The following is a 23,572-nucleotide window of genomic DNA, read 5'->3' on the forward strand; positions in this document are numbered from 1 at the left end:
GCTTGGCGCCGCGATTGATCTGCCTCATGATCATTGCGCTCGGTGCCGCACTGCTTCATGCCACTTCCCCATTCGCTCAAAGCGATCCTTTGCCCTCCTGGAACGATACAGCCTCGAAAGCTGCCATCGTCTCTTTCGTCGAAAAGGTTACCGGTCAGGGATCGCCCGACTTCGTCCCGGAAAACGAACGGATCGCGGTGTTCGATAATGACGGCACCTTGTGGGTGGAACATCCGATGTACACCCAGCTCGCCTTCGCCCTGGACCGCGTTAAGGCACTCGCTCCGCAGCATCCGGAATGGAAGGAAACCCAGCCGTTCAAGGCGGTGCTCGAAGGCGACATGAAGACGCTCGCCGCATCCGGCGAAAAGGGCCTGATGGAACTCATCATGACCACGCATGCGGGGATGACCAGCGGCGATTTCCAGAAGGTCGTGACCGATTGGCTTGCTTCAGCACGCGACCCGAAATTCAAGCGGCCATACACGGAGCTTGTCTACCAGCCGATGATCGAGCTTCTCGCCTATCTCCGCGCCAACGGATTCAAGACCTTCATCGTTTCAGGCGGAGGCATAGAGTTCATGCGACCGTGGGCTGAAAAAGTCTATGGCGTCCCGCCCGAGCAGGTGATTGGTTCGTCGATCAAGACCGAGTTCAGGATGCAGGACGACACACCGACCCTCTTTCGGCTCCCCGAAATCAATTTCATCGACGACAAGGCCGGCAAGCCCGTCGGGATCAACCAGCAGATCGGCAGGCGGCCGATTGCAGCCTTCGGCAATTCCGACGGAGATCTCCAAATGCTGCAATGGACGACCATGGCCGGCGGGCCTGCCAGGCTCGGCGTGCTGATCCATCATACCGATGCCGAGCGCGAATACGCCTACGACCGCGAAACCGAATTCGGCCGCCTCGACAAGGCGCTCGATGCCGCCTCCATCGCCGGCTGGACCGTCGTCGACATGAAGGCCGACTGGAAGCAGGTGTTCAAGGACTAGGGGAATGCGCCGAGCGCCGGAGCCTTGCATGATGGCGCCGTGACCTTCTGGAGCGTCGACGGGGAGCGATTGAGTGGCAGCGTCTGTCCGATCAGCAGCAGTGAGAGGAGTGCCCCTCCTGCTTTTCCTGGTGCTTTCCTTTGCCAAGCACAGCCTTGCGAGTGACGCCCTCTCGAGGCCCGCTGCCGACCCGCGAATATCGATCCATGAGGGTTTCGTGGACGAAAAGACGTGCGCATCCTGCCACGCCGATCAGGCGGCGGCTTTTTCGAAGTCCCACCATGCCAAGGCCATGGCGCTCGCCGACGACGAAACGGTCCGCGGCGATTTCGACAATAGCAGGTTTGAACATGACGGCGTCGTCACGACCTTCACCCGCCGCGATGGCCGCTTCTTCGTGAACACCGAGGATGCGGACGGAGGCGAGGGCGAGTTCGAAGTCAAATATACCTTCGCCTACGAACCGCTGCAGCAATATCTCGTCGAGATCGGAGGCGGGCGGCTGCAGGCGCTCGACATCGCCTGGGATACGGCCAGACGACAGTGGTTTTGGCTCGGCGACGGCACCCCGGCCAAACCGGGCTCGACCTATCATTGGACAGGTCCCTTCTATCGCTGGAACCGCACCTGCATCGATTGTCATTCGACCGACCCCCAGGCGAAGTTTCAACCGCAGACCAATGAATACAAGTCGACCTACGTCGCCACCAGCATCGGCTGTCAGTCCTGTCATGGCCCCGGCGCGAAACACGTGGCTTCGGCGCATTCGGGCAATGCTTCGTCCTCCATGCCGGATACAAGCCTGCCGAAAGTCGATGCGGGCATTTGTTTCGCCTGCCACGCCAGACGCACCCGGCTGCTGGACGGCTATCAGCCGGGAAAGCCCTTTCTCGACTATTTCTCCCCCGCCCTGCTGCGACCGGATCTTTACTTCCCGGACGGACAGATACTCGACGAGGTCTTCGAATATGGCTCGTTTCAGCAAAGCAAGATGGCAAGGGCGGGCGTGACCTGTCTCGACTGTCATCGGCCGCACGATGCCGGCCTTAAGGCTGAGGGCAATGCGCTGTGCACGCAATGCCACGCGGAAACCAGGCCGGAGCGCTTTACCGGCCAGGACCCGAGCGGCCTGTTCGACACCCCCGCGCATACCCGCCATCAGGCCGGTTCGACCGGAGCGCAATGCGTCAACTGCCACATGCCGGAGCGCACTTACATGAAGGTCGATCCCCGCCGCGACCACTCCTTCGTCATCCCCCGGCCAGACCTGTCGGCAACCCTCGGAACGCCGAATGCGTGCACGACCTGCCATGTCGACAGAACGAATGATTGGGCAGCCGAAAAGATGGACAATTGGTACGGGACGCAATGGCGCAAACGCGCGTCGATCGCCCATGCCTTCACCGGAGCTGCAAACGGCGATGGAGCCGCGGTGGAGGCTCTGCGCGACCTTGTCGGTGACCAAACCCAAGCAGGAATTGTCAGGGGCAGCGCCATCGCCGCAATGAGCGGGATCGCCGGAGTGGACGTCACCGCCGACATCCGAATGGCCGCAGCCGATGCCGATCCGCTCGTCAGGCTCGGTGCAGCGGAAGCAGCAGGCAACCTTGCGCCGGAACAGAGGCTGGAGGCAATCGGCAATCTGGTGGGCGATGCAACGCGTGCGGTTCGCGTTGCTGCCGCCAATGTGCTCGCCAGCACTCCTCCCGAACTCTTCGGCGATCGGCAAGTCAATCTGGAAGCCGCTGTCGGGGACCTGCGCGCCTATGTCGAAACGAATGCCGATGTCGCGGAAACTCAAAGCAGTTATGGCTTCTTCCTGTTCGCCCGACAGCGTACGGCCGAGGCCGAAGCGGCATTCCGGCGAGCGATTTCTCTCGACCCGACACTCGAGGCAATGCGCATCAATCTCGCCGAATTCTACCGCGCCACCGGTCAGAACGACAGGTCGGAGCAGACCTATGCCGAAGCGATTGGCATGGCGCCCGAACGCGCGGATCTGCGTTACGGACATGCGCTATCCCTGGTTCGCAAGCAGGTATTGGCCGAGGCGATAACGGAACTCGCAGAAGCGGTGCGGCTCGATCCGCAAAACTCCCGCTACAAGACGACCTTCGCCGTCGCTCTCGATTCGGCTGGCCGGACGGAAGAGGCACTGGACAGGCTCGATGGTTGGGCAACGGGCGCAGACCCCGACATCATCGGTCTGGCGCTCCAATACAGTCTCAAGCTTCGACGGCTGCCGCAGGCGCTGAAACACGCGGAAGACCTGGCGCGACTGAGACCTGGGGACCGGGAGATTTCAGGCCTCATCGGACAGCTGAAGCAGGCGATCAACGGAAAATAGGTATTTAAGCTTGTCCAAATCTACTTCTCGCTGCAAAGTGCCGACTCGGGACAACAGTGCCGAGGCGACAAACGAGATCGGGGGATTCTCATGAAAGCCATACACTTGCATGCCATTCTGTTACTGGCAGGCGTCTGCGCCGCGTCGGCCGGTAATGCCGCTGATGTCACGCCACTTACGCCGGAAGCAAAAACTGTCGAGAGCCAGAGCGGCTGGGAATTCACCTTCGCGCCATATTTCTGGGCTGCCGGCATATCCGGCGATATTGGCCAGTTTGGGCTTCCGGAAGTTCATATCGACGCGGATTTCGGCGATATCCTCAATAATCTCGACTTCGCTTTCATGGCGGCAGGCGAAGCAAGATACGATCGCTTCAGCATCGTCGGTGACGTGATCTACACCAAGCTCGGTGCCGACGCCGACACACCTGCCGGCATCCTCGCCGAGAGCGTCGATGTGACATCGAAGACCTTCGCGGGATTTCTTGGCGTCGGTTACGCCGTGCTCGAAGACCAAAATGGCCACCTCGACGTGGTCGGTGGCATGAAGGTCTGGTCGGCCAAAACCGAGATCTCCTTCAATGGCGGCATTCTTGCCGGAGTGGATGTCGAAGACAGCGCCACATGGGTCGATGCCGTCGCCGGCGTCCGAGGAAACTACTTCTTCACGCCGCAAATCTATGTCACCGGATGGGGCCTAGTGGGTGCTGGCGGCGCCGATATCGACTGGGACGTGGCATTGGGCCTCGGCTACAAGTTCAACGATACTATCTCGGCGGTCGCCGGGTATCGTGCACTTGGCGTCAATTACGATAATGACGGGTTCGTCTTCGACGTCGTCCAGCAGGGGCCGATTATCGGGGTTGCCGTCCGGTTCTAGCCGACGGCGAGCTTCGTACTTTCAGTGCTGGTATGCCCGCCTTGGGAAAGTAGGTGTGGTGCAGAAGCTGGAACGGCGACGCCACCAAAAAAACAGAGAGCCGCTTTAAAACGGTCGCTCATGATCAATCTTCTAAGAAGGTGGTAACGAATCCGAAGACCCACCCACGCCGTTTTCGATCTGTTGTGGAAGGAACTCGATCCCGGACTGACCGCCAAGCTGATCGACGGTCTGCCTGCCCCGCTGCGGTCTCTCTGGCCCGCCATCGCAGGCCGCTAGCTGGGCAGTTGCCTCGGCGCTCGACGCGGGCGGGCAGGTGCTTCTCGATCTCGTTGAGCGGCAGGTTGACGAGTTTTCTGTCATGTTTCGCGCGATCCGCTGCCTGATTCCTCGTCAAATGCTCTTCGGACAAGGCCGTGCGCCCACGGCTAATCTCACTGGTGTCTGCGCAGGCGGCCAAAGCGAAAACCATCTGATACCGCGGCGCGGACCATCATCATTTCTCCGATTGTCTCATGCGTCATGAGGCCGATGAGATGATCTGCGCCGTCAACGACAGCGATGGCCGGCACATTTCCCTGCCGCATCAATCGCAAGCTTTCTTCCAGGCTCTTGCGATGATGGATTTTTGGAATATCGACGCGCATCGCGCTTGCGACCGGCATGTCAGGGCCTTTGTCCTTCAACCCACGGATCATGTCGTCACGCGTCAGGAGGCCTTCAAAATGACCGGCAGAATCGACCACTGGAAATTCGCGTTGTGTTGTCGCAAGCAGCATCTCGATTGCCTCGTCGATACTCGCTGAACGATCGAGCCTTGCGAATTTGGTGATCATGACATCGCTGATCAGAACGCTGCCGGAGATCTCGCGGATCTGCGCATTCTGCGCCTCCGCCGCCGCGGCGAGATAGACGAAGATACCGACAAAGATCAGCAGCGGGTTATAAAAGAGGCCAATGAAACCAAAGACAAAGGCTAGCCCCTGGCCGATCATCGCGGCAATCTGTGTCGCACGCGACCAGGTAAGACGCGAAGCGAGAGCGGCACGCAGCACCCGACCCCCGTCCATCGGAAAGGCGGGGATCATGTTGAAGAATACCAGAAAGATGTTGACGCCGGCGAGCCTCGTGAGGAAGCCGATCTTCGGGTCGTCGACTTCGATGATCTGCTCCACGCCCACCGATGCGCCGAGCACGAGAACGATCAGCCCGGCGATCACGAGATTGACCAGCGGACCGGCGATGGCAATCAGCAGTTCCTGATGTGGTTCTTCGGGCATGCGCTCAAGACGGGCGACACCCCCTATTGGCAGCAAGGTAATATCCGGCGTTTTGATCCCGAAGTAGCGCGCAGCGACAATATGGCCGAACTCGTGTAACACGACGCAGGCAAAGACGGATAGGATGAAGGCAATGCCCTCCCAGGCCGCCGGCGCGCCGCCGACCCGATAATGCGCAAGCCATATCCAGACGAGCAGGAGCGAGAAGGTGATATGAACGCGTATCACCGTGCCGCCGACCGTCCCGATCTTGAAAGACCATCCCATCAGGCACTCCCTTCCGTTCTGGTGAAGATTTCGGACGCAATCCCTGGCAGTAAAACGGCGGCAAATTGGCTCTGACGCAGATTTGGTGCAATTCTCTCATGTCGAGCCGATCAGGCGGGAAGATGGATCAAGCTTTCCGCGACCGTACACCTGGCGCTTTACCAGCTTGAGCTTGGTGATCTGCCCCTCAGTTTGTCCGTTGGACTACGGTGAGACGATCGCTGCTCGGACTGCCTGTATGTCTTTCGCAACGCCACTGGCAAAGGAGGCAACCAGACTTTCGCGAGCGCGGTCGATCCACGATGCGAGCTCGTTTTCCGATTTGCGCCAGATCATAAAATGGAAGTCGACAATGATATTGCAAGCAGCGACGAGCAAGGGAACGCCGCTTTCGATCGCGGCGATGGTGACGGTCTCGGATTTCGTCAGGTTGTCTCTGAATGCGGAGACGGTCAGGCCGCTGCCATCGGGACGTAAAAGCGACACCGAGCGCGGCCGTCGCCTGATCTCAGCCCGCTTTCTGAATAGTTCCTTAGATCGGAAATCGATTTAAGGATAAATTATGCAGCAGTTCAAACTGCTGCGGCGTCCTTTGCGTGCCTGAAAAGACGCGCGGCGCTGTAGTAGCAAAAGCTCAACCTTCTTTTGCTATCGCTGGAGACGATTGCGTTGGAGGTGATTTCGGCGATGAAAATTCCGACAGTAATGGTTCTGATGGCGGCCCTCCTGCAGCCGGTCTCGGCCTTTGGCGAGACCGAATGGATAGGCGGCGCGAGACAATGGTCGGTCGGCTTTGCCGACGAGAGCCCGGATCCCTATTGCCGGCTGCTGTGGGACAGCGAGATCGGCAAGACCATGGAATTCCGCCAGAGCGCGACCGAGACGTTTTGGCTCGTCAAAAAAAACACATGGGACATTCCGGCCGGCACCAAGACCGAGGTGACGCTGACCGATCGTACGGTGACGAAAGTGATCGCTGCCGATTTCTTCGACAAGAACACGCTTCGCCTCTGGGGCCCGGCCAGCAAGGGGAGCGCCGGGCTGAAGAAGATCATCAAGAATTCCTTTGCCGGAATGCCTGACGTGCAGATCAGCTTTGCCGGCGACGAAGGCGACTGGACGCTGCCGCTCTCGCGGGTGGAGCAGCTCTACCCGACCTTCGTCCAGTGCCTCAAACGTCTCGAGGCCGGCGAAAAGCCAAAGCAGAATTCCGAAACCCAGCCGTTCTGAGGCCGATCATAACGGCGGCGCAGTCTCGCGGATCAGCGTGCGGACAGTCTCGATATCGCCGTTGAGCGGCCGTTCGTCGCCATAATGGCAAACATGCTGCCGCACCGCTTGATAGACAAGGTTCGTGCCTGGCGCCCGCGGCGCCGTCGCCGCCAGGAAATCATGCGCTTGGGCAGCCGCCATCAGCTCGATCGCCAGGATATATTCGGCATTGTCGATGACGGTGAGCAGCTTGCCGGCGGCGGCCGTAGGATGCGCGAGAAAATCTTCCTGCAGGCCGGAGGTCAGCCCGCCGTCCATGGCCGCCGGTGCGGCAAGGCGGCGGTTCTCGTTGCTGAGGGCGGCGGCGGTATATTGGGCGATCATCAAGCCGGAATGGCGGCCGGCGTCGCTGGCCAGAAACGGAGGCAGGCCGCTTACCAGCGGATTGACCAGCCGGTCCATGCGCCGTTCGCTGATCGCACCGATCTGAGCGAGCGCAATCGCCAGGCTATCGGCTGCCTGCCCGAGCGCCGGGGCGACCGCATGCGCCTCGGAGCAGACGATCGGCTGTTCCGGCGTGCCTGAGACAGCCGGATTGTCCGTCACTGAGGCAAGCTCCTGATCGACGACGCGGGCGGAATTGTCGAAGACGTCGCGGGCGGCGCCATGCGCATGCGGCACCGAACGAAGGCTGAGCGCATCCTGCGTGCGCCGGCCGAAGGCGGCGGCGACAAGGCCGCTGCCCTGAAGCCGCGCGCGCAGGCTCGCTCCGACGTTCTCGATCCCCGCCGATGGGCGCAGCGCCAGCACGGCGGCGTCGAAGGCGGCGATCTGGCAGCCCGCCGCTTCCAGCGTCAGGGCTGCGATCGCATCGGCCCAGTCGAGCAGCCGCTCGGCGCGTGACAGCGCTACGGCGGTCAGGCCGGTGGCGCAAGCGGTGCCGTTGACAAGGCTCAAGCCCTCCTTGGCGCCGAGCACCAGCGGTTCGAGCCCGATCGCAGCAAGCGTCTCGCGGCCGCTCATGCGCCGGCCGCCCAGGTGAGCGCTGCCTTCGCCGATCAGAACAAGGGCAATATGGGCATTGTGGACGAGATAACCGGCAGAGCCCTTGGATGGCACGTCGGGAATGCAATCATGTTCCAGCAAGGCCGCGAGATGCTCGACGATCTCGCGCCGCACGCCGGAATGGCCATGGGCGAAATTGGCAATCTCAGCAGCGATGATAGCACGCACCTCGCGGGCAGCCAGCAATGGCCCGACGCCGCAGGCATGGCTGAGCACGATGCTGCGTGACAACAGGCTCTGCGAGGCCCGATCGACGACGGTATCCGCCAGCGCCCCGACGCCGGTATTGACGCCGTAGGCGCGCACGCCCGTCTCGACGATACGCGCAACGATGCGGCTTGCCTGCTCGACCCGCCCCCAGGCGGCCGGCGACAGCGCCAGCGCTTCCCCTGCCCCGACGCGCGCGACATCGCGCCAGGTAAGCCCCGCATCGATAGTGATCGTCATTGACCGCTTCCGAAATGGCCGATGAACTGGCGGAAAGCCGGTGTCGCGCCGCCGGTGAACATCTCGTCCGGCTTGCCGCTGCTTTCGATCAGCCCCTCGCGCATGAAGACGACGCGGTTCGAGACGTTGCGGGCAAAGCTCATCTCATGGGTGACGACGAGCATGGTCATGCCTTCCTCGGCAAGCGCGCGCATGACGCGCAGCACCTCGCCGACAAGCTCTGGATCGAGCGCCGAAGTCGGCTCGTCGAACAGCATCACCTTCGGCTTCATCGCCAGCGCGCGGGCGATTGCGGCACGCTGCTGCTGGCCGCCGGAAAGATGAGCCGGATAGGCGTGGCGTTTATCGGCGATGCCGACCTTTTCGAGCAGCGCTTCGGCCTCGGCGATGCAATCGGCGCGCGGCCGCTTCAACACATGGATCGGACCTTCGATGACGTTCTGCAGGATCGTCATGTGGGACCAGAGATTGAAGGACTGGAACACCATGCCGAGCTCGGAGCGGATATGGTCCACCTGCTTCTGGCTGGCCGGCTTGCTTCGCCCGCCCTTGTGCACCATGCGGACCTCCTCGCCATCGACCCAGATCTCGCCGTCGCTGGCGGTTTCGAGCATGTTGATGCAGCGCAGAAAGGTCGACTTGCCGGAGCCGGAGGCGCCGAGCAGCGAAATCACATCGCCGTCTTCCGCATCGAGGGAAATGCCGCGCAAGACCTCGTGCGTACCGAAGCTCTTGCGGATATTGCGGACCGATAGTCGGGTTACGCCTGGCATGGTTGCTCCAATCGGGTCAAAACTGCTACGCCTTCAGCGCCTGCGGGGCCGCGCGGCGGTGTCGGGAGAGCGAATATTCGAGCAGAGCCATGCCCTGCAGGATGATGAAGTTGAGGATGAGATAGATGATCGCCGCGCAGAGAAAGACTTCCATCGTGCGGTAGGTCTGCGAGATCAGCCGCTGGGCGACGCCGGTCACCTCCCAGACAGTGACGAGGCTTGCAAGCGCCGTCGACTTCATCATCAGCACGATCTCGGTGGAATAGGCCGGCAGCGCGTGGCGGAAGGCGATCGGCGCCAGGATACGGCGGACCAGCAGGAAGCCGGACATGCCGATCGAGCGCGCCGCTTCGATCTCTTTCGGGGAGACGGCGCGAATGCCGCCGCGGAAGATCTCCGCCGTGTAACCGGCGGTGCAGAGTGCCAGCGACAGCACGGCGCAGACCATCGGCTCGCGCAGGAACGTCCAGAGGAAGGAATAACGGATGAAGCCGAACTGGCCGAGGCCGTAGAACACCAGGAACATCTGGATCAGCAGCGGCGAGCCGCGGAAGATGAAGATATAGCCTTTGGCGAAACCCGAAAGTGCCGGATTGCCACTGGTCCGCATCCACACGATGACGAGCGCCAGCAAGCCGCCTGAGATGATCGACAGCGAAAACAGGATGAGCGTCGTCGGTACGGCCTTGAGCAGGGTGACCAGGGTCGAGGCGATGAAGGTAAAATCCATTGTCGCCTCCTTACGCCTGGCCCATGGCCGATGCCGGCATGCTACGGTTGGCGCGGCGCTCCGCCCCGTTGAAGATGCGGTCTGAAAGGCTGGTCAGGATGAGATAGAGGCAGCCGCCAGCGATGAAGAACAGGAAATACTGCCGGGTCGAGCCTGCCGCCACCTGGCTGGTTCGCATCAGCTCGGCAAGGCCGGTGACGGAGATCAGCGCCGAATCCTTGAGACTGAGCTGCCAAACGTTACCGAGGCCGGGAATGGCGAGGCGAAACACCTGCGGCATGATGATGCGGCGAAGGCGCATGCCACGATGCATGCCGATCGCCGAGGCGGCTTCGAGCTCGCCCTTGGAGATGGCAAGGAAGGCGCCGCGGAAGACCTCCGCCTGGTAGGAGCCGGAGATGATGCCGACGGCAAGCGCGCCTGCGATAAAGGAGGGCAAGCCGAGGAAGCCCTCGTAACCCATTGCCTTGCCGATCGCGGTGACGGCCGAGGAGCCGCCGAAATAGATGAGATAGATGATCAACAGTTCGGGCACGCCACGAAACACGGTCGTATAGACGTTGCCAAGCGTGATGAGGATAAGATTGCCGGAGAGTTTCGCCGCCGCGACGATCGCGCCGAGCACCGCGCCGATCGCCAGCGCCGTTGCCGTGACGGCCAGTGTCATCAAGGTGGCGGCAATGAGCAGCGCGCCCCATCCCGTCGAGCCGAAGCCAAGCAGTTCCAAACTTGCCATATCGTCCGTTCCCCGTCCGCGGCAGTGTTTTGTGGATTGACAATAACACGCAGTCCCCGGCGATAAAGCCGGAGACCCGTGTCTGCGGCCGAAAGGCCGAAACGCCTACTGCTGCGGGCTGACGTCCATCTTGAACCACTTCATCGACAGGGTCTTGACCGTGCCGTCGGCAAGCGTCGACTTGATCGCCTCGTTGAACTTGTCGCGCAGGTCGGTATCGGCCTTGCGCAGGCCGAGACCTTCACCCTCGCCCCAGATCGAGCCGGCGATTTCTGGGCCGGTGAAGGCGAGCGTGTCGTTGGCGGCCTTGAACGCGTTGGCGAAATAGACGGCGTCATCGAAGCCGAGGTCGATACGGCCGTTCTGCAGGTCGAGGTCGCGATCGGCGCCGGTCTTGTATTCGCGGATCTCGGCGATGTCGCCGAAATTGTCATAGACGAACTTGGCGTAGACGGTGGCCGCCTGGATGCCGATCGTCTTGCCCTTGAAGACTTCCTTCAGCGCGTCGATCTCCTTCACGCCGGTCTGGCCGGGCGTCATCTTAATCGTGGCGCCGGTGCCGGCGGCGTTCGCCAGCGGGCTGTCCTTGGCGGCGGCGAAGGCGGCGGGCGTGGCGGCATAGGGAATGGTGAAGTCGATGATCTTCTTGCGCTCTTCGGTAATCGATAGCGCATCCATGATAACGTCGAACTTGCCGGCGTTGAGCGCCGGAATCATGCCGTCCCAGTCGGAGGCAACCAGCGTGCACTCGATCTTGGCGCGTTCGCACAGCACCTTGGCGAGTTCCGGCTCGAAGCCGCCGAGCGTGCCGTCGGCATTGGTGAGGTTCCAGGGCGCATAGGCGCCTTCGAGAGTAATAGTCGCCTTCGTCCAGTCCTTGGAAAAGGCAGGCGCGGCGAAGGCGGAAAAAGCCGCCACGCCACAAAGCAGGATTGCGCTGAATTTCATTTGTGAATTCTCCTCTGGAGTTGAAACAGACCTTGCGGCACCACGACCGATCTTCGCCGGCTTGCCCTTTCTTGTCCTATTTTTCTCAGAGGACCGATTGGGAGGTTGTATATGGTACCATATGAGATATTTTGTGATATGCAAGTGGGAAAGTTGAATTATGTGGCGAATTCCATTCGTGCAAAAGGAATAGGCAATGAAGCGTCCCGGCGAAATGAAGCGCGAACTGGCGGAAAATGACAGCACTCCGCTTTATGCCGGCGTCAAGCAGGTGATCCTCGGCCGCATCCATAGCGGCGAGTGGCCGCCGAAATATCGCGTGCCCTCGGAAAACGAGCTGGTCGTCGAACTCGGCGTCAGCAAGATGACCGCCAACCGGGCGCTGCGCGAACTCGCCAATGAAGGCGAACTGATCCGCATCCAGGGCGTCGGCTCCTTCGTCGCCGAGCGCAAGGGCTATTCGGCACTGTTCGAAGTCCGCAACATCGCCGAGGAAATCGCCGAACGCGGCCATGTCCATGAGGCCGCCGTCGTCGTTCTCGCCCAGGAAACCGCCTCTCCCGAGATTGCCGACGCGCTGGAACTTGCAATTGGTGCTGCGGTTTTCCACTCGCTGATCGTCCACAGCGAAGACGGTGTTCCGGTGCAGATCGAGGATCGCTTCGTCCATCCGGAGGCGGCCCCGGAATATCTCGCCCAGGATTTCACCTCGCTGACGCCGAACGCCTATCTGACGGCCGCAGCCCCGCTCAGCGGCTCCGAGCACGTCGTCGAGGCGGCAATGCCGCAGGCCTGGGAATGCAAGCTCTTGACCATCATGAAGACCGAACCCTGCCTGACGATCCGCCGGCGCACGTGGTCGGCAAAGCAGGTGGTCTCAACAGCTCGCCTCGTCTATCCCGGCCACCGCTACCGGCTCGAAGCGCGCAGCGGTAAGATGTTCGAGGAGTGAAAACCGCCCATGTTGTATATGGAACATCGGGGATTTATTGCGATGCCGGCGTGAAACGCGCCACCAGCGCGTGACGATCACCGGGATAGGTGAAGCGCACATGCGTCACCGGGCCGGCATTGCTCCAGGTGCGGCGTTCGACGACGAGGCAGGCGGCATGGCGTGGTATATCGAGAGCCGCGGCCAGCTCGGCACCAGCTGAGACGGCATGGATCCGGTGTTCGGCCGTGCTCCACGGAACCTGGTTGAGCAGCCAGGGACCCGGTGCCGTCGTCAGGAAGTCGGCATCGGCGGCTTCAGGAACCGTCGCAAGACTGATCAGCCGCTCCTCCAGGCAGAAGGGGCGCATGCCGGCATTGTGGATGCAGACGACCTCGACGACCGAGGACGCCACAGGCAGTTCCAGCCGGCGGCTGTCATCCGCCTTGGCCTTGCGGCTCACCTTCTTCGAAACCGCATAGGAATAGGGCAGGTTCAGCGACTGCACCTCGGCCTTGATGTCGTGGATTTCGAGAATGGCCGATTGCGCCTGCGGCTGGGTGACGAAGCTGCCGGACTTCTTGCGGCGCTCGATGAGGCCGGCCTTGGCAAGCTGGGTCAGCACCTTGTTCACCGTCATGCGCGAGCAGTCATACTGCGTGGCGAGATCGACCTCGAACGGAATGCGGTGCCCCGGCGGCCAATCGCCCGAGACGATACGGCCCTCGATGTCGCCGAGGATGCGCTGATGCAAGGTGGGATCCCTGCTTTGGTTCATCGCCACGTTCCGATTGGCCTCCCGCTATCTCTTTGTTTTTACGCAATTCCGGACACAAACCGCTACACACTTGCTGAAATTGCTCTAATTCGAATGCCTGGACCGGAAAAGCTCTTTTTCAAACGGCGAGCAACTCACCCATCGCCGCGAGGAAACGCCGGTCGATGGCATCGCGCCTGAGATGGCGTCCGGCCTCCACCTGCTTGCGGCCGCGCGCCCAGACGCAATCGACGGAAACGCCGCCTGCAAACAGCCAGTGATCGAGGATCTGGTCGCCCGTGAGATAAGGAACGGCCGTCGTATCGAGCGAAGCTATATCGGCATGATGCCCCTCGGCGAGACCTGCTGGTGCCTTCAGCGCGGCACCGCCGCCGGCCAGCGCTTGGCTGAACAGCGAAAGCGCCGTCGAACCGCCAGGTGCCGCGACGACGTTGCGGGCGCGAAGCGCCAGGCGCTGCGAATATTCGAGCTGGCGCAGTTCCTCCGGCACGGAGATCAGCACGTTGGAATCCGAACCGATGCCATAACGCCCGCCCTCTTCGAGGAAAAGCGGCGCGGCAAAGGCGCCGTCGCCGAGATTGGCTTCGGTGATCGGGCAGAGGCCGGCGATCGCGCCGCTTTTCGCCATCCGCCGCGTTTCGTCCTCGGTCATGTGCGTCGCGTGGATCAGGCACCAGCGCTCATCCACCGGCGCATGATCGAGCAGCCATTGCACCGGCCGCGCGCCGGACCAGGCGATGCAGTCCTCGACCTCCTTCACCTGCTCAGCGACATGGATATGGATGGGACCGTCGCCCGCCATGGGCACCAGCCTTGTGAGCTCTTCCGGCGTTGCGGCGCGCAGGCTGTGCGGCGCCAACCCGAGCTCGGCGCCGTCGAGCCGGCCGGTCACCGTCCGGCACCCCTCCATCAGCCTTTGGAAGCTTTCGAGCGAATTGATGAAGCGCCGCTGGCCGTCGATGGGCGCGCCACCGCCAAAGCCGGAATGAGCGTAGAAGACCGGCAGCAGCGTCAGGCCGATGCCGGTCTCTTCGCTTGCCGCGCCGATGCGTTCGGCAAGCTCGGCGATATTGGCGTAAGCGCTGCCATCCCTGTCGTGGTGGAGATAGTGAAACTCGCCGACACGGGAAAAGCCTGCCTCCAGCATTTCTGCATAAAGCTTGGCGGCGACCGCCTCGACATGGTCCGGCGTCATAGCCAGGGCAAACTTGTACATGACAGTGCGCCAGCTCCAGAAGCTGTCATTTGCCGGGCCGCGCACTTCCGCAAGACCGGCCATCGCCCGCTGGAAGGCATGGCTGTGCAGGTTCGCCATGGCGGGAACGAGGAGAGCGTGGCGTTCATCGCCGGGCTCGGGAGCGGTGCCGATTTCGACCCGCGCGATGCGCCCGGCCTCAAGCGTCAGCCGCACATCCTTCTGCCAGCCCTGCGGCGTCAGCGCCGTGTCTGCGTGAAGTGTGGTCATCGCCTTCCCTCTCCTCTTGCCGCGTCGATCTTTCTTTTCCAGAAAAGCGCACAAAATTTCTCTTGTCACCTCTCGATTATGTATATACATGTTTTGGCATAAGGAAAGGCGCAAAGCTGATGACCGGGAACAATTTTTCAGAGGAAGCCCCATCTGCCGACACCCGCCCAGTGCTGTGGCGCAATGCGCGGCTCGCCACGCTCGCGCCGACAAAATCGGGGCTCGGTATCGTCGAAAAGGGCGCCTTGCTGATCGAAAATGGCTGCATCGCCTTTGCCGGCGCTGAAAGCGAGCTGCCGGCATCGGCCATCGAACATTCCGAAATCGTCGATCTCGAGGGCCGGTGGGTAACGCCCGGTCTCGTCGACTGCCATACCCATATCGTTCACGGCGGTAATCGCGCCCGCGAGTTCGAAATGCGCCTGGCAGGCGCGACTTATGAGGAGGTCGCACGCGCCGGCGGCGGCATCGTTTCCTCGGTGAAGGCGACCAATGCGCTGTCGGTCGAGGAGCTTGTCGCGCAGGCTCTGCCGCGGCTCGACACGCTGCTTGCCGAAGGTGTCACCACGATCGAGATCAAATCCGGCTACGGGCTGAACCGGACCGGTGAAGTGAAGATGCTGCAGAGCGCCCGCCTGCTCGGCCATATCCGCCCGGTCCGCGTCGCCACCAGCTATCTCGGCGCCCATGCGACGCCCGTGGAATATAAGGGTCGCAATGATGATTTTCTCGATGATGTCGTCCTGCCCGGCCTCGACGACATGCATGGCCTCGGTCTTGCTGATGCCGTCGACGGCTTCTGCGAGGGCATCGCTTTTTCCACGACCGAGATCGCCCGCGTCTTCGACAAGGCCAAAGCGCTCGGCCTGCCGGTCAAGCTGCATGCCGAGCAGCTCTCCAATCTCGGCGGCGCCAGGCTCGCCGCATCCTATGGCGCACTTTCGGCCGATCACCTCGAATATCTCGACGAAGATGGCGTTGCGGCGATGGCCGCAGCCGGCACCGTCGCCGTGCTCCTGCCCGGCGCCTTCTACGCCATCCATGAAAAGCGGAAGCCGCCGGTCGAGGCGCTGCGCCAAGCGGGCGTACCGATTGCGATCGCCACCGATTGCAATCCCGGCACCTCGCCGCTCACCTCGATGCTGCTCACCATGAACATGTCGGCCACACTTTTCGGCCTCACCGTCGAGGAATGCATCGCCGGCGCCACCCGCGAAGGCGCCCGCGCGCTCGGCCTGCTCGACAAAACGGGAACGCTCGAAACCGGCAAATCCGCCGATCTCGCCGTCTGGAATATCGAAAGCCTCGCCGAGCTCGTCTACCGCATCGGCTTCAATCCGCTTCATACACGCGTCTTCAAGGGCGAAAGGAACGGTCGATGACCATCACACTCCACCCGGGCTCCGTCTCGCTCAAGGATTTGGAAATCATCTACTGGACGGGCGCACCGGCAAGGCTCGATCCCGCCTTCGATGCGGGGATCGCCAAGGCCGCTGCCCGTATCGCCGAGATCGCCGCCGGCAATGCGCCAGTCTACGGCATCAATACCGGCTTCGGCAAACTCGCCTCGATCAAGATCGACAGCGCCGATGTGACCACCTTGCAGCGCAATCTTATCCTATCGCATTGCTGCGGCGTCGGCGCGCCGTTGCCCGACAATATCGTGCGGCTGATCATGGCGCTGAAGCTGGTCTCGCTCGGGCGCGGCGCCTCCGGCGTGCGGCTGGAGTTGGTGCGGCTGATCGAAGGCATGCTTGATAAGGGCGTCATTCCGCTGATCCCGGAAAAAGGCTCCGTCGGCGCCTCCGGCGATCTTGCGCCCCTTGCCCATATGGCGGCGGTGATGATGGGCGAGGCCGAAGCCTTCTTCGCCGGCGAACGGCTCCCGGGCGCGCGAGCCCTCGAAAGGGCCGGGCTGAAACCGGTGGTGCTCGCCGCCAAGGAGGGCCTGGCGCTGATCAACGGCACCCAGACCTCGACGGCACTGGCACTTGCCGGCCTCTTCCGCGCCCATCGTGCCGCACAGGCGGCCCTCATCACCGGCGCCATGTCCACCGATGCCGCCATGGGCTCTTCGGCGCCCTTCCATCCCGATATTCACACATTGCGTGGCCATAAGGGCCAGATCGACACGGCGGCGGCACTTCGCGCGCTGCTCGAAAACTCCATCATTCGCCAAAGCCACATCGAGGGCGACGAACGCGTGCAGGATCCCTATTGCATCCGCTGCCAGCCGCAGGTCGACGGCGCCTGCCTCGATCTGCTGCGCTCGGTCGCCCGCACCCTTGAAATCGAGGCCAATGCGGTCACCGACAATCCGCTGGTGCTCTCGGACAATTCCGTCGTCTCCGGCGGCAATTTCCACGCCGAACCCGTCGCGTTTGCCGCCGATCAGATCGCGCTCGCCGTCTGCGAGATCGGCGCGATCTCGCAGCGCCGCATCGCGCTGCTCGTCGATCCGACCCTCTCCTACGGTCTGCCGGCCTTTCTCGCCAAGAAGCCGGGCTTGAACTCCGGCCTGATGATCGCCGAGGTGACGTCTGCGGCGCTGATGTCGGAGAACAAGCAGATGTCGCACCCGGCCTCGGTCGATTCGACGCCGACATCGGCCAACCAGGAAGACCATGTCTCCATGGCCTGCCACGGTGCCCGCCGCCTGCTTGCCATGACCGAGAACCTGTTCGGCATCATCGGCATCGAGGCGCTGACCGCCGCCCAAGGCGTCGAGCTGCGCGCGCCGCTGTCGACAAGCCCGGAACTCGGCAAGGCGATCGCCACGATCCGCACCAAAGTTCCGAGCCTCGACGTCGATCGTTACATGGCAAACGACCTCGCCGCCGCCGCGGAACTGGTGGCGGCGGGCACGCTGAACGCCTCGGTTTCATCTGGGATATTGCCGGTTCTGGAGAGCTGAGATGATGTTCAAGGAAAGAGTCTCCTCCCCATGCGAAATTCGCCAGGGCACCTCGCCCATCATCCTCGGCTTCCCCCATACCGGCACCGAGGTGCCGCTTGAGATCGCCGACCGTCTCAACGACAATGGCAGGATCCTCGCCGACACCGACTGGCACATCCACGAGCTCTATGATGGCCTGCTCGACAACGTCACGACCGTGCGCGCCACCTTCCACCGCTACGTGATCGACGCCAACCGCGATCCGGCCGGCGTCAGCCTCTACCCCGGCCAGAACACCACCGGCCTCGTGCCGGAAACGGATTTCGACGGCAAGGCGATTTGGAAGGATGGGCAAGGACCTGACGAAACCGACATCGTGATGCGGCTGCGCGACTTCCATGCTCCCTATCATGCCGCACTTGCCGCCGAGATCGAGCGCGTGAGAGCAATCCATGGCATCGCGATCATCTACGACTGCCACTCGATCCGCTCGCATATTCCCTTCCTCTTCGAAGGCAAGCTGCCGGATTTCAATATCGGCACCGACATGGGCAAGACCTGCGACAGCGCGATCGAGCAGGCAACGCTCACCGTCGTCGAAGCCACTGAGGGTTACGACAGTGTGCTCAACGGTCGCTTCAAGGGCGGCTGGACGACACGGCACTATGGCCGGCCCGACACTGGTGTGCACGCGATCCAGATGGAGCTCGCCCAATCGACACATCTCGAGACCGAGGCACCGCCCTTTGCCTACGACGCCGCCAAGGCAGACAGACTCCGCGTCCATCTCAAGAACATTCTGGTGCGCATCGAACAGATTGCTCCAGGCCTGAAACGATAACGATCTCTCGACAGGGGAACCGCCATGAACAATCCACGCCACAATATCCGCGAAATCCGCGCGCCCCGCGGCAGCAATCTCAATGCCAAGAGCTGGATGACCGAAGCGCCGCTGCGCATGCTGATGAACAATCTCGACCCCGACGTCGCCGAAAATCCGAACGAGCTCGTCGTCTATGGCGGCATCGGCCGCGCCGCCCGCACCTGGGAGGATTTCGACCGTATCGTCGCGACGCTGAAGACGCTGACGGAAGAAGAAACGCTGGTCGTGCAATCCGGCAAGCCGGTCGGCGTGTTCCGCACCCACAAGGACGCGCCGCGAGTGCTGATCGCCAATTCCAATCTTGTGCCGCATTGGGCGACCTGGGACCACTTCAACGAGCTGGACAAGAAAGGCCTTGCGATGTACGGCCAGATGACGGCCGGCTCGTGGATCTATATCGGCACCCAGGGCATCGTGCAGGGCACCTACGAGACCTTCGTCGAGGCCGGCCGCCAGCATTACGGCGGCAATCTCAAGGGCAAATGGATCCTGACCGGTGGGCTCGGCGGCATGGGCGGCGCCCAGCCGCTCGCCGCCGTCATGGCCGGCGCCTGCTGCCTTGCCGTCGAATGCAATCCCGATTCGATCGATTTCCGCCTGCGCACCCGCTATGTCGACGCCAAGGCCGAGACGCTGGATGAAGCGCTTGAGATGATCGACCGCTGGACCAAGGCCGGCGAGGCAAAATCCGTCGGCCTGCTCGGCAATGCTGCCGAAATCCTGCCGGAGATGGTCCGCCGCGGCATCCGCCCCGATATCGTCACCGACCAGACCTCAGCGCACGACCCGATCAACGGCTACCTGCCGAAGGGCTGGACGATGGGCGAATGGAAGGCAAAGCGCGAAAGCGATCCGAAGGCTGTGGAAAAAGCGGCGCGCGCCTCGATGCGCGAACATGTCGAAGCGATGATCGCCTTCTGGAATGCCGGCGTGCCGACCCTCGATTATGGCAACAATATCCGCCAGGTCGCCAAGGACGAAGGCCTCGAAAACGCTTTCGCCTTTCCGGGCTTCGTGCCGGCCTATATCCGCCCGCTGTTTTGCCGCGGCATCGGCCCCTTCCGCTGGGCCGCCCTTTCCGGCAACCCGGAGGATATCTACAAGACCGATGCCAAGGTGAAGGAATTGCTGCCTGACAACAAGCACCTGCATCATTGGCTCGACATGGCCAGGGAGCGCATCGCCTTTCAGGGCCTACCGGCCCGCATCTGCTGGGTAGGTCTCGGCGACCGCCACAAGCTCGGCCTCGCCTTTAACGAGATGGTGAGAACAGGCGAACTCTCCGCCCCGATCGTCATCGGCCGCGACCACCTCGATTCGGGCTCGGTCGCCTCGCCGAACCGTGAGACCGAAGCGATGAAGGACGGTTCCGACGCCGTCTCCGACTGGCCGCTGCTCAACGCACTGCTCAACACCGCATCGGGCGCCACCTGGGTGTCGCTGCATCACGGTGGCGGCGTCGGCATGGGATTCTCGCAGCATTCGGGCATGGTCATTTGCGCCGATGGCACGGACGATGCCGCAAGACGCCTCGAGCGCGTGCTCTGGAACGACCCGGCGACCGGCGTCATGCGCCACGCCGATGCCGGTTACGAAATCGCCATCGACTGCGCCAAGGAAAAGGGCCTGCGCCTGCCCGGCATTCTCGGGAACTGAGCCCGGTGAGGATCCTGCGCGCCGGCGATCACAAACGCATGCCCTGGAAAAACGGCAAGGGAGAGACGGTGGAGGTCGCCGTCTCTCCACCCGGCGCTTCGATCAACGACTTCGACTGGCGCATCAGCATGGCGACCGTGGCGGAGGACGGCCCATTCTCGATCTTTCCCGGCATCGACCGCACGCTGGCGATCCTTGATGGCAACGGCATGGTGCTTGATGTGGCAGGCAGTTCGCCGGTGCTGCTGACAACGGCAAGCGATCCGCTGGCCTTCCCGGCGGATATCCCCGTCGAAGCCAGGCTCTTGGACGGAGCGATCACCGATCTCAACGTGATGACGCGCCGTGACGGGCTCGCCCACACGCTGATCCGGATCAACGTCGATGGCAGCAAGACTGTGCGGCTTTCGCCCTCGACATGCCTGTTGCTCTGCCATCACGGCGCACTCTCATTCCGGCTGGACGGCGAGACCGGCGCGCTTGCGGCCGGCGATGCGCTGCTGATCGAGGGCGCGACAGCAACCGTGCTGGAAATCGATGGCGAAGCCAGATGTTATCTCGGGTCGATCACCGCAGGCTGATTGTCGAACAACAACTTGAAAACGTTAAGCAATCGATGATTTGGCGAAGAATGTGCATAAACCATCGCCATCTCGGGCCATGGACGTCATTCCTCGTTTCGGTCTAAACTTCGCCCTTCTGATGCAGAAGAAGACCTAGACTGCCCGCAACGTGCCGGGGAGCAAGGGAGCAGGCGTGACGGATCCATACGATATTCTAGGCGTTGAACGCGATGCGAACGAGGCGCAGCTGAAGGCCGCCTATCGGCGCCTGGCGAAGGTTGCCCACCCCGATTCGGGTGGTGATTCGGAAGCCTTCGCCAATCTGCAGAAAGCCTATGGGCTGCTTCTCGATCCGGTCCGGCGCAAGGTCTACGACGATACCGGCTACGACGTCGAATTCGCCGATGCGGCCGAATTGCAGGCGCTCGTGATGATCGAGAAACTCGTCACCGACGCGGTGCTCGACGAGCGTGCACCCGGAAGCTTCGATCCCGTCGCCGTCATGCAGGACAGCCTTTCCGAAGAACTGCGCAAGGCGCGTTTCAGCAAGAGCGAGCTGGAGCGCCACGCCTCGCGCATCGGCCTGCATCTGGAACGGCTCGAAAAACAATCCGGCCGCGATGTGCTCGCCCACATGTTCCGCGCCCGCATCGAAGCGATCTCCAAGGCGGTCGCGGAAACCGAGGCGAAGATCAAGGCGACGGAACGCGCCGCCGACATGATCTCCGGCTATGTCTACGACATCGATCCGCCACCGTTGCCGGATGCCGCGGTCACCAACATCGAGTGGGCCGAGCCCTCCCGAAACCGCTCCACCGGCTGACGGCGGCCCCCGCGACCGACCTTAATAGGACAGCTTTGGATACCAGTCCGGTGCCCGGCCTTCTGGCGTCGAATCGATGATGGTCCAGAGCGGCATCAGGTCGGGAGCGCCGCGCGGATCCTCGCCCGGATCGGCGGTCACCTCGCCCATCTCCTGGCTCCAGAAATGGCGGATGGTGCCATCGCGGCGCGTGAAGACGTTGAAGGCAGCGTCATCGCCTCCGCCCCTGCCGATCGCGTGATAGTCGCGGCTGTAATCGCCTGTCGTGTCGGAATAGAGCGGCAAGTGGTGCCAGCCGCGTTCCTTCTTGAAGGCGATCAGCCTGCCGATCGGCGAAAGCGCGACGACGGCCAAAGCTGCGCGCTGCTGGATGTCGGGCACCTCGCCGTCCCAGGCCGACAGCAGCGAGGTGCACATCGGGCATGGGCGCTCGCGTTCCGGACCGAACATGTAGCTGTAGACGATCAGCGTCTCCTTGTCGGCGAAGAGTTCGCTGAAGGATATCGGCCCGTCGCTGCCTTCGAAGCGGTAGTCTTTCGTCACTTCGCCGCCCGGCGGCAGCGCCCGGCGCTGTCTTGCCACGCGCTCGATATGCCGGCGCAATTCGATCTCTTCGGCGAGCAGCGCATCGCGGGCAATGCGATATTCCTCACTCTCATTGGGAAACCGGACGCCGTTCTTGGCCGCGAGCACGGCGGCGGGGACCAGATGCTGATTATCCATGACAATAGCTCCTTCTGTTGCCTGAGAACGTGCTGAAGCCACGACCGTGGTGCCAGCACATCATGACAAGGACGATCGGCTAAGGCGAAAATCGACAGAGCCGACGGAAAAAGTTCGCCACGCGCCTGGGCCGGCTCGGCGCCCGGATCGCCAAAGCCAAGCAGATCAAGATCACGCGATGCGGATTATCGAACCGGCTCATCATCAGCATCGCGCCCTTCCGACGGACGACGCCGACCTGATCGTCGATATCGCGAGTGGATCTCCAGATTTGCTTCGTCGGGTGGCGCCGCGCTCGCGTGAACAGTAAGACAGGATGGGCAGTACGCCAATAGCGGCTTTCATCGTACATCCTAAAGCTGCGTTAACGATAGATTAATATGCAATTTGACGTCGTGCCGAATTCTGCGATGCTGGCAGCGGGCAACTGAGGGGTTATCCGTGAAAATGTATCTGTTAGCTCGACGTTTCGGCGTCGTGGCGATGTCGTTCGCCTTGGCGAGCTGCACAACGACGCCGGTTGAATTCAACAACAAGCCATCGGCCGTCAGCAAAGCCGCGCTTTGCAAGACGGCTCTGGAAACGCAGGATCCGGCGTTTCAATTCCAACTCGTGGCGGAAGTGAACCGACGCGGCATGATCATGTTGGAATGCGAGCAGATGGTTGCCCAGCAACGGCAGGCCGCGGCGGTTCTCGTGGGGCTTGCATTGGTCGGGACGGCGGCGGCGGTATGCGCCAATGGCAACTGCGGCGGCGGTGCATATACTCCAACGAGACGCTATCCAGGCAACTGCCAGTACGATTGGCAGTACGATGCCGCGGGAAACAGGTGCGGTGGCAGAAGCGCAATGTCTCGTCCGGGAGGTTGGTAGTGCGCAGAGTGATGGCGACGTTGTTTGCGAGCGCTCTGCTGATGGCAACGCTGGCAGCCCCGGTCTTCGCGCAGAGCTTCGGCGGGAATTCATGCGTCGATAACTGCGAGGGTCACAGGGCCGGCTATGAATGGGCGGAGGAGAACAGCATTCAAAGCGAGGACGATTGTTCGGGCAATTCGTCGTCTTTTGAAGAGGGATGCCGGACTTATGTCGAGGACTCTGATCGCGGGGCGGAGTACGACGATGATGGCAACGAGATTGACGAGTAGCACCTGATGACCCGCTTCACTTGCTTT

The 23,572-nt window shown here is 62.1% G+C and carries 22 protein-coding genes and 1 pseudogene; 13 read left to right on the plus strand and 10 right to left on the minus strand.

Translation table 11 applies throughout. From position 1 onward, the window contains the following. Positions 1-26 precede the first annotated feature (26 nt). The 3 genes from HFO71_RS27195 to HFO71_RS27205 all read left to right on the plus strand — a co-directional run bounded on the left by HFO71_RS27195 (position 27) and on the right by HFO71_RS27205 (position 4,224). Positions 27-998 carry an HAD family hydrolase gene (locus HFO71_RS27195; protein ID WP_376775493.1) on the plus strand — a complete coding sequence of 324 codons (972 nt, stop codon included), beginning with the start codon at positions 27-29 and terminating at the stop codon, positions 996-998. A 73-nt stretch (positions 999-1,071) separates the two neighbouring features. Then, entirely contained in the window at positions 1,072-3,345 is a 2,274-nt protein-coding gene (locus HFO71_RS27200) for a tetratricopeptide repeat protein (RefSeq protein WP_338150490.1), read from the plus strand. A 90-nt stretch (positions 3,346-3,435) separates the two neighbouring features. Next, the gene (locus HFO71_RS27205) at positions 3,436-4,224 is read left to right on the plus strand and encodes a DUF481 domain-containing protein (protein WP_077980238.1); all 789 of its coding nucleotides are present in this window, start codon (positions 3,436-3,438) and stop codon (positions 4,222-4,224) included. A gap of 434 nt (positions 4,225-4,658) precedes the next feature. Here the strand turns inward: HFO71_RS27205 and HFO71_RS27210 are convergent, their stop codons facing one another. Further along, entirely contained in the window at positions 4,659-5,771 is a 1,113-nt protein-coding gene (locus HFO71_RS27210) for a site-2 protease family protein (protein ID WP_077980239.1), read from the minus strand. A gap of 96 nt (positions 5,772-5,867) precedes the next feature. After that, positions 5,868-6,209: pseudogene (locus HFO71_RS36495) on the minus strand (transposase); the annotation flags it as partial. Between the two features lie 249 nt (positions 6,210-6,458). On the opposite strand from HFO71_RS36495, the gene HFO71_RS27220 reads away from it, so the two are divergent. Next, on the plus strand, positions 6,459-7,001 hold the full coding sequence (locus HFO71_RS27220) for a hypothetical protein (RefSeq protein ID WP_131661951.1): 543 nt from the start codon (positions 6,459-6,461) through the stop codon (positions 6,999-7,001). Positions 7,002-7,007: 6 nt separating this feature from the next. On the opposite strand, the gene HFO71_RS27225 is transcribed toward HFO71_RS27220, so the two are convergent. The 5 genes from HFO71_RS27225 to HFO71_RS27245 form a co-directional block, all read right to left on the minus strand. Continuing rightward, positions 7,008-8,495, minus strand: coding sequence for an HAL/PAL/TAL family ammonia-lyase (locus HFO71_RS27225; RefSeq protein ID WP_168339651.1), 1,488 nt, complete (start codon positions 8,493-8,495; stop codon positions 7,008-7,010). Then, on the minus strand, positions 8,492-9,268 hold the full coding sequence (locus tag HFO71_RS27230; protein WP_003548676.1) for an ABC transporter ATP-binding protein: 777 nt from the start codon (positions 9,266-9,268) through the stop codon (positions 8,492-8,494). The genes HFO71_RS27225 and HFO71_RS27230 overlap by 4 nt, the downstream gene beginning before the upstream one ends. Positions 9,269-9,293: 25 nt before the next feature. Then, positions 9,294-9,998, minus strand: a complete 705-nt coding sequence (locus HFO71_RS27235; protein ID WP_131640737.1) for an ABC transporter permease — start codon at positions 9,996-9,998, stop codon at positions 9,294-9,296. A 10-nt stretch (positions 9,999-10,008) separates the two neighbouring features. Then, the gene (locus tag HFO71_RS27240; RefSeq protein ID WP_077980242.1) at positions 10,009-10,734 is read right to left on the minus strand and encodes an ABC transporter permease; all 726 of its coding nucleotides are present in this window, start codon (positions 10,732-10,734) and stop codon (positions 10,009-10,011) included. A gap of 105 nt (positions 10,735-10,839) precedes the next feature. Continuing rightward, on the minus strand, positions 10,840-11,682 hold the full coding sequence (locus HFO71_RS27245; RefSeq protein ID WP_003548669.1) for a transporter substrate-binding domain-containing protein: 843 nt from the start codon (positions 11,680-11,682) through the stop codon (positions 10,840-10,842). A 196-nt stretch (positions 11,683-11,878) separates the two neighbouring features. Between HFO71_RS27245 and hutC (HFO71_RS27250) the strand changes: the two genes are divergently transcribed. Next, positions 11,879-12,634 (plus strand): histidine utilization repressor, encoded by a 756-nt coding sequence (gene hutC / locus HFO71_RS27250; protein WP_131640736.1) that lies wholly within the window; start codon positions 11,879-11,881, stop codon positions 12,632-12,634. Between the two features lie 34 nt (positions 12,635-12,668). On the opposite strand, the gene hutC (HFO71_RS27255) is transcribed toward hutC (HFO71_RS27250), so the two are convergent. Together hutC (HFO71_RS27255) and HFO71_RS27260 are read right to left on the minus strand one after the other, a co-directional pair. Then, positions 12,669-13,391 carry a histidine utilization repressor gene (gene hutC, locus HFO71_RS27255; RefSeq protein ID WP_221988648.1) on the minus strand — a complete coding sequence of 241 codons (723 nt, stop codon included), beginning with the start codon at positions 13,389-13,391 and terminating at the stop codon, positions 12,669-12,671. Between the two features lie 118 nt (positions 13,392-13,509). Continuing rightward, positions 13,510-14,856: a formimidoylglutamate deiminase gene (locus HFO71_RS27260; protein ID WP_131640735.1), complete on the minus strand. Its 1,347-nt coding sequence runs from the start codon at positions 14,854-14,856 to the stop codon at positions 13,510-13,512. Between the two features lie 119 nt (positions 14,857-14,975). Here HFO71_RS27260 and hutI point away from each other — a divergent pair, with 119 nt between their 5' ends. The 6 genes from hutI (at position 14,976) to HFO71_RS27290 (ending at position 21,677) form a co-directional block, all read left to right on the plus strand. After that, complete coding sequence (gene hutI, locus HFO71_RS27265; protein WP_221988649.1) at positions 14,976-16,238, plus strand: imidazolonepropionase; 1,263 nt, start codon at positions 14,976-14,978, stop codon at positions 16,236-16,238. After that, positions 16,235-17,770, plus strand: a complete 1,536-nt coding sequence (hutH, locus tag HFO71_RS27270) for a histidine ammonia-lyase (RefSeq protein ID WP_221977599.1) — start codon at positions 16,235-16,237, stop codon at positions 17,768-17,770. Before hutI ends, hutH begins: the two co-directional genes overlap by 4 nt. 1 nt (position 17,771) lies before the next feature. Beyond that, entirely contained in the window at positions 17,772-18,593 is an 822-nt protein-coding gene (gene hutG / locus HFO71_RS27275) for an N-formylglutamate deformylase (RefSeq protein WP_221988650.1), read from the plus strand. A gap of 24 nt (positions 18,594-18,617) precedes the next feature. Next, positions 18,618-20,291 (plus strand): urocanate hydratase, encoded by a 1,674-nt coding sequence (gene hutU, locus HFO71_RS27280; RefSeq protein WP_221988652.1) that lies wholly within the window; start codon positions 18,618-18,620, stop codon positions 20,289-20,291. A 5-nt stretch (positions 20,292-20,296) separates the two neighbouring features. Further along, positions 20,297-20,872, plus strand: a complete 576-nt coding sequence (locus HFO71_RS27285) for a HutD/Ves family protein (RefSeq protein WP_132613728.1) — start codon at positions 20,297-20,299, stop codon at positions 20,870-20,872. A 175-nt stretch (positions 20,873-21,047) separates the two neighbouring features. Beyond that, the gene (locus HFO71_RS27290; RefSeq protein ID WP_131640729.1) at positions 21,048-21,677 is read left to right on the plus strand and encodes a J domain-containing protein; all 630 of its coding nucleotides are present in this window, start codon (positions 21,048-21,050) and stop codon (positions 21,675-21,677) included. Positions 21,678-21,698: 21 nt separating this feature from the next. Here the strand turns inward: HFO71_RS27290 and HFO71_RS27295 are convergent, their stop codons facing one another. Continuing rightward, positions 21,699-22,400 (minus strand): DUF899 family protein, encoded by a 702-nt coding sequence (locus HFO71_RS27295; RefSeq protein ID WP_077980252.1) that lies wholly within the window; start codon positions 22,398-22,400, stop codon positions 21,699-21,701. 447 nt (positions 22,401-22,847) lie between these two features. On the opposite strand from HFO71_RS27295, the gene HFO71_RS27300 reads away from it, so the two are divergent. Both HFO71_RS27300 and HFO71_RS27305 read left to right on the plus strand, forming a co-directional pair. Next, positions 22,848-23,273, plus strand: a complete 426-nt coding sequence (locus tag HFO71_RS27300) for a hypothetical protein (RefSeq protein WP_221988747.1) — start codon at positions 22,848-22,850, stop codon at positions 23,271-23,273. Further along, entirely contained in the window at positions 23,273-23,545 is a 273-nt protein-coding gene (locus tag HFO71_RS27305; RefSeq protein ID WP_131640727.1) for a hypothetical protein, read from the plus strand. The genes HFO71_RS27300 and HFO71_RS27305 overlap by 1 nt, the downstream gene beginning before the upstream one ends. Positions 23,546-23,572 lie beyond the last annotated feature (27 nt).

This window comes from Rhizobium laguerreae (assembly GCF_019778565.1).
Classification (GTDB): Bacteria; Pseudomonadota; Alphaproteobacteria; order Rhizobiales; family Rhizobiaceae; genus Rhizobium; species Rhizobium laguerreae.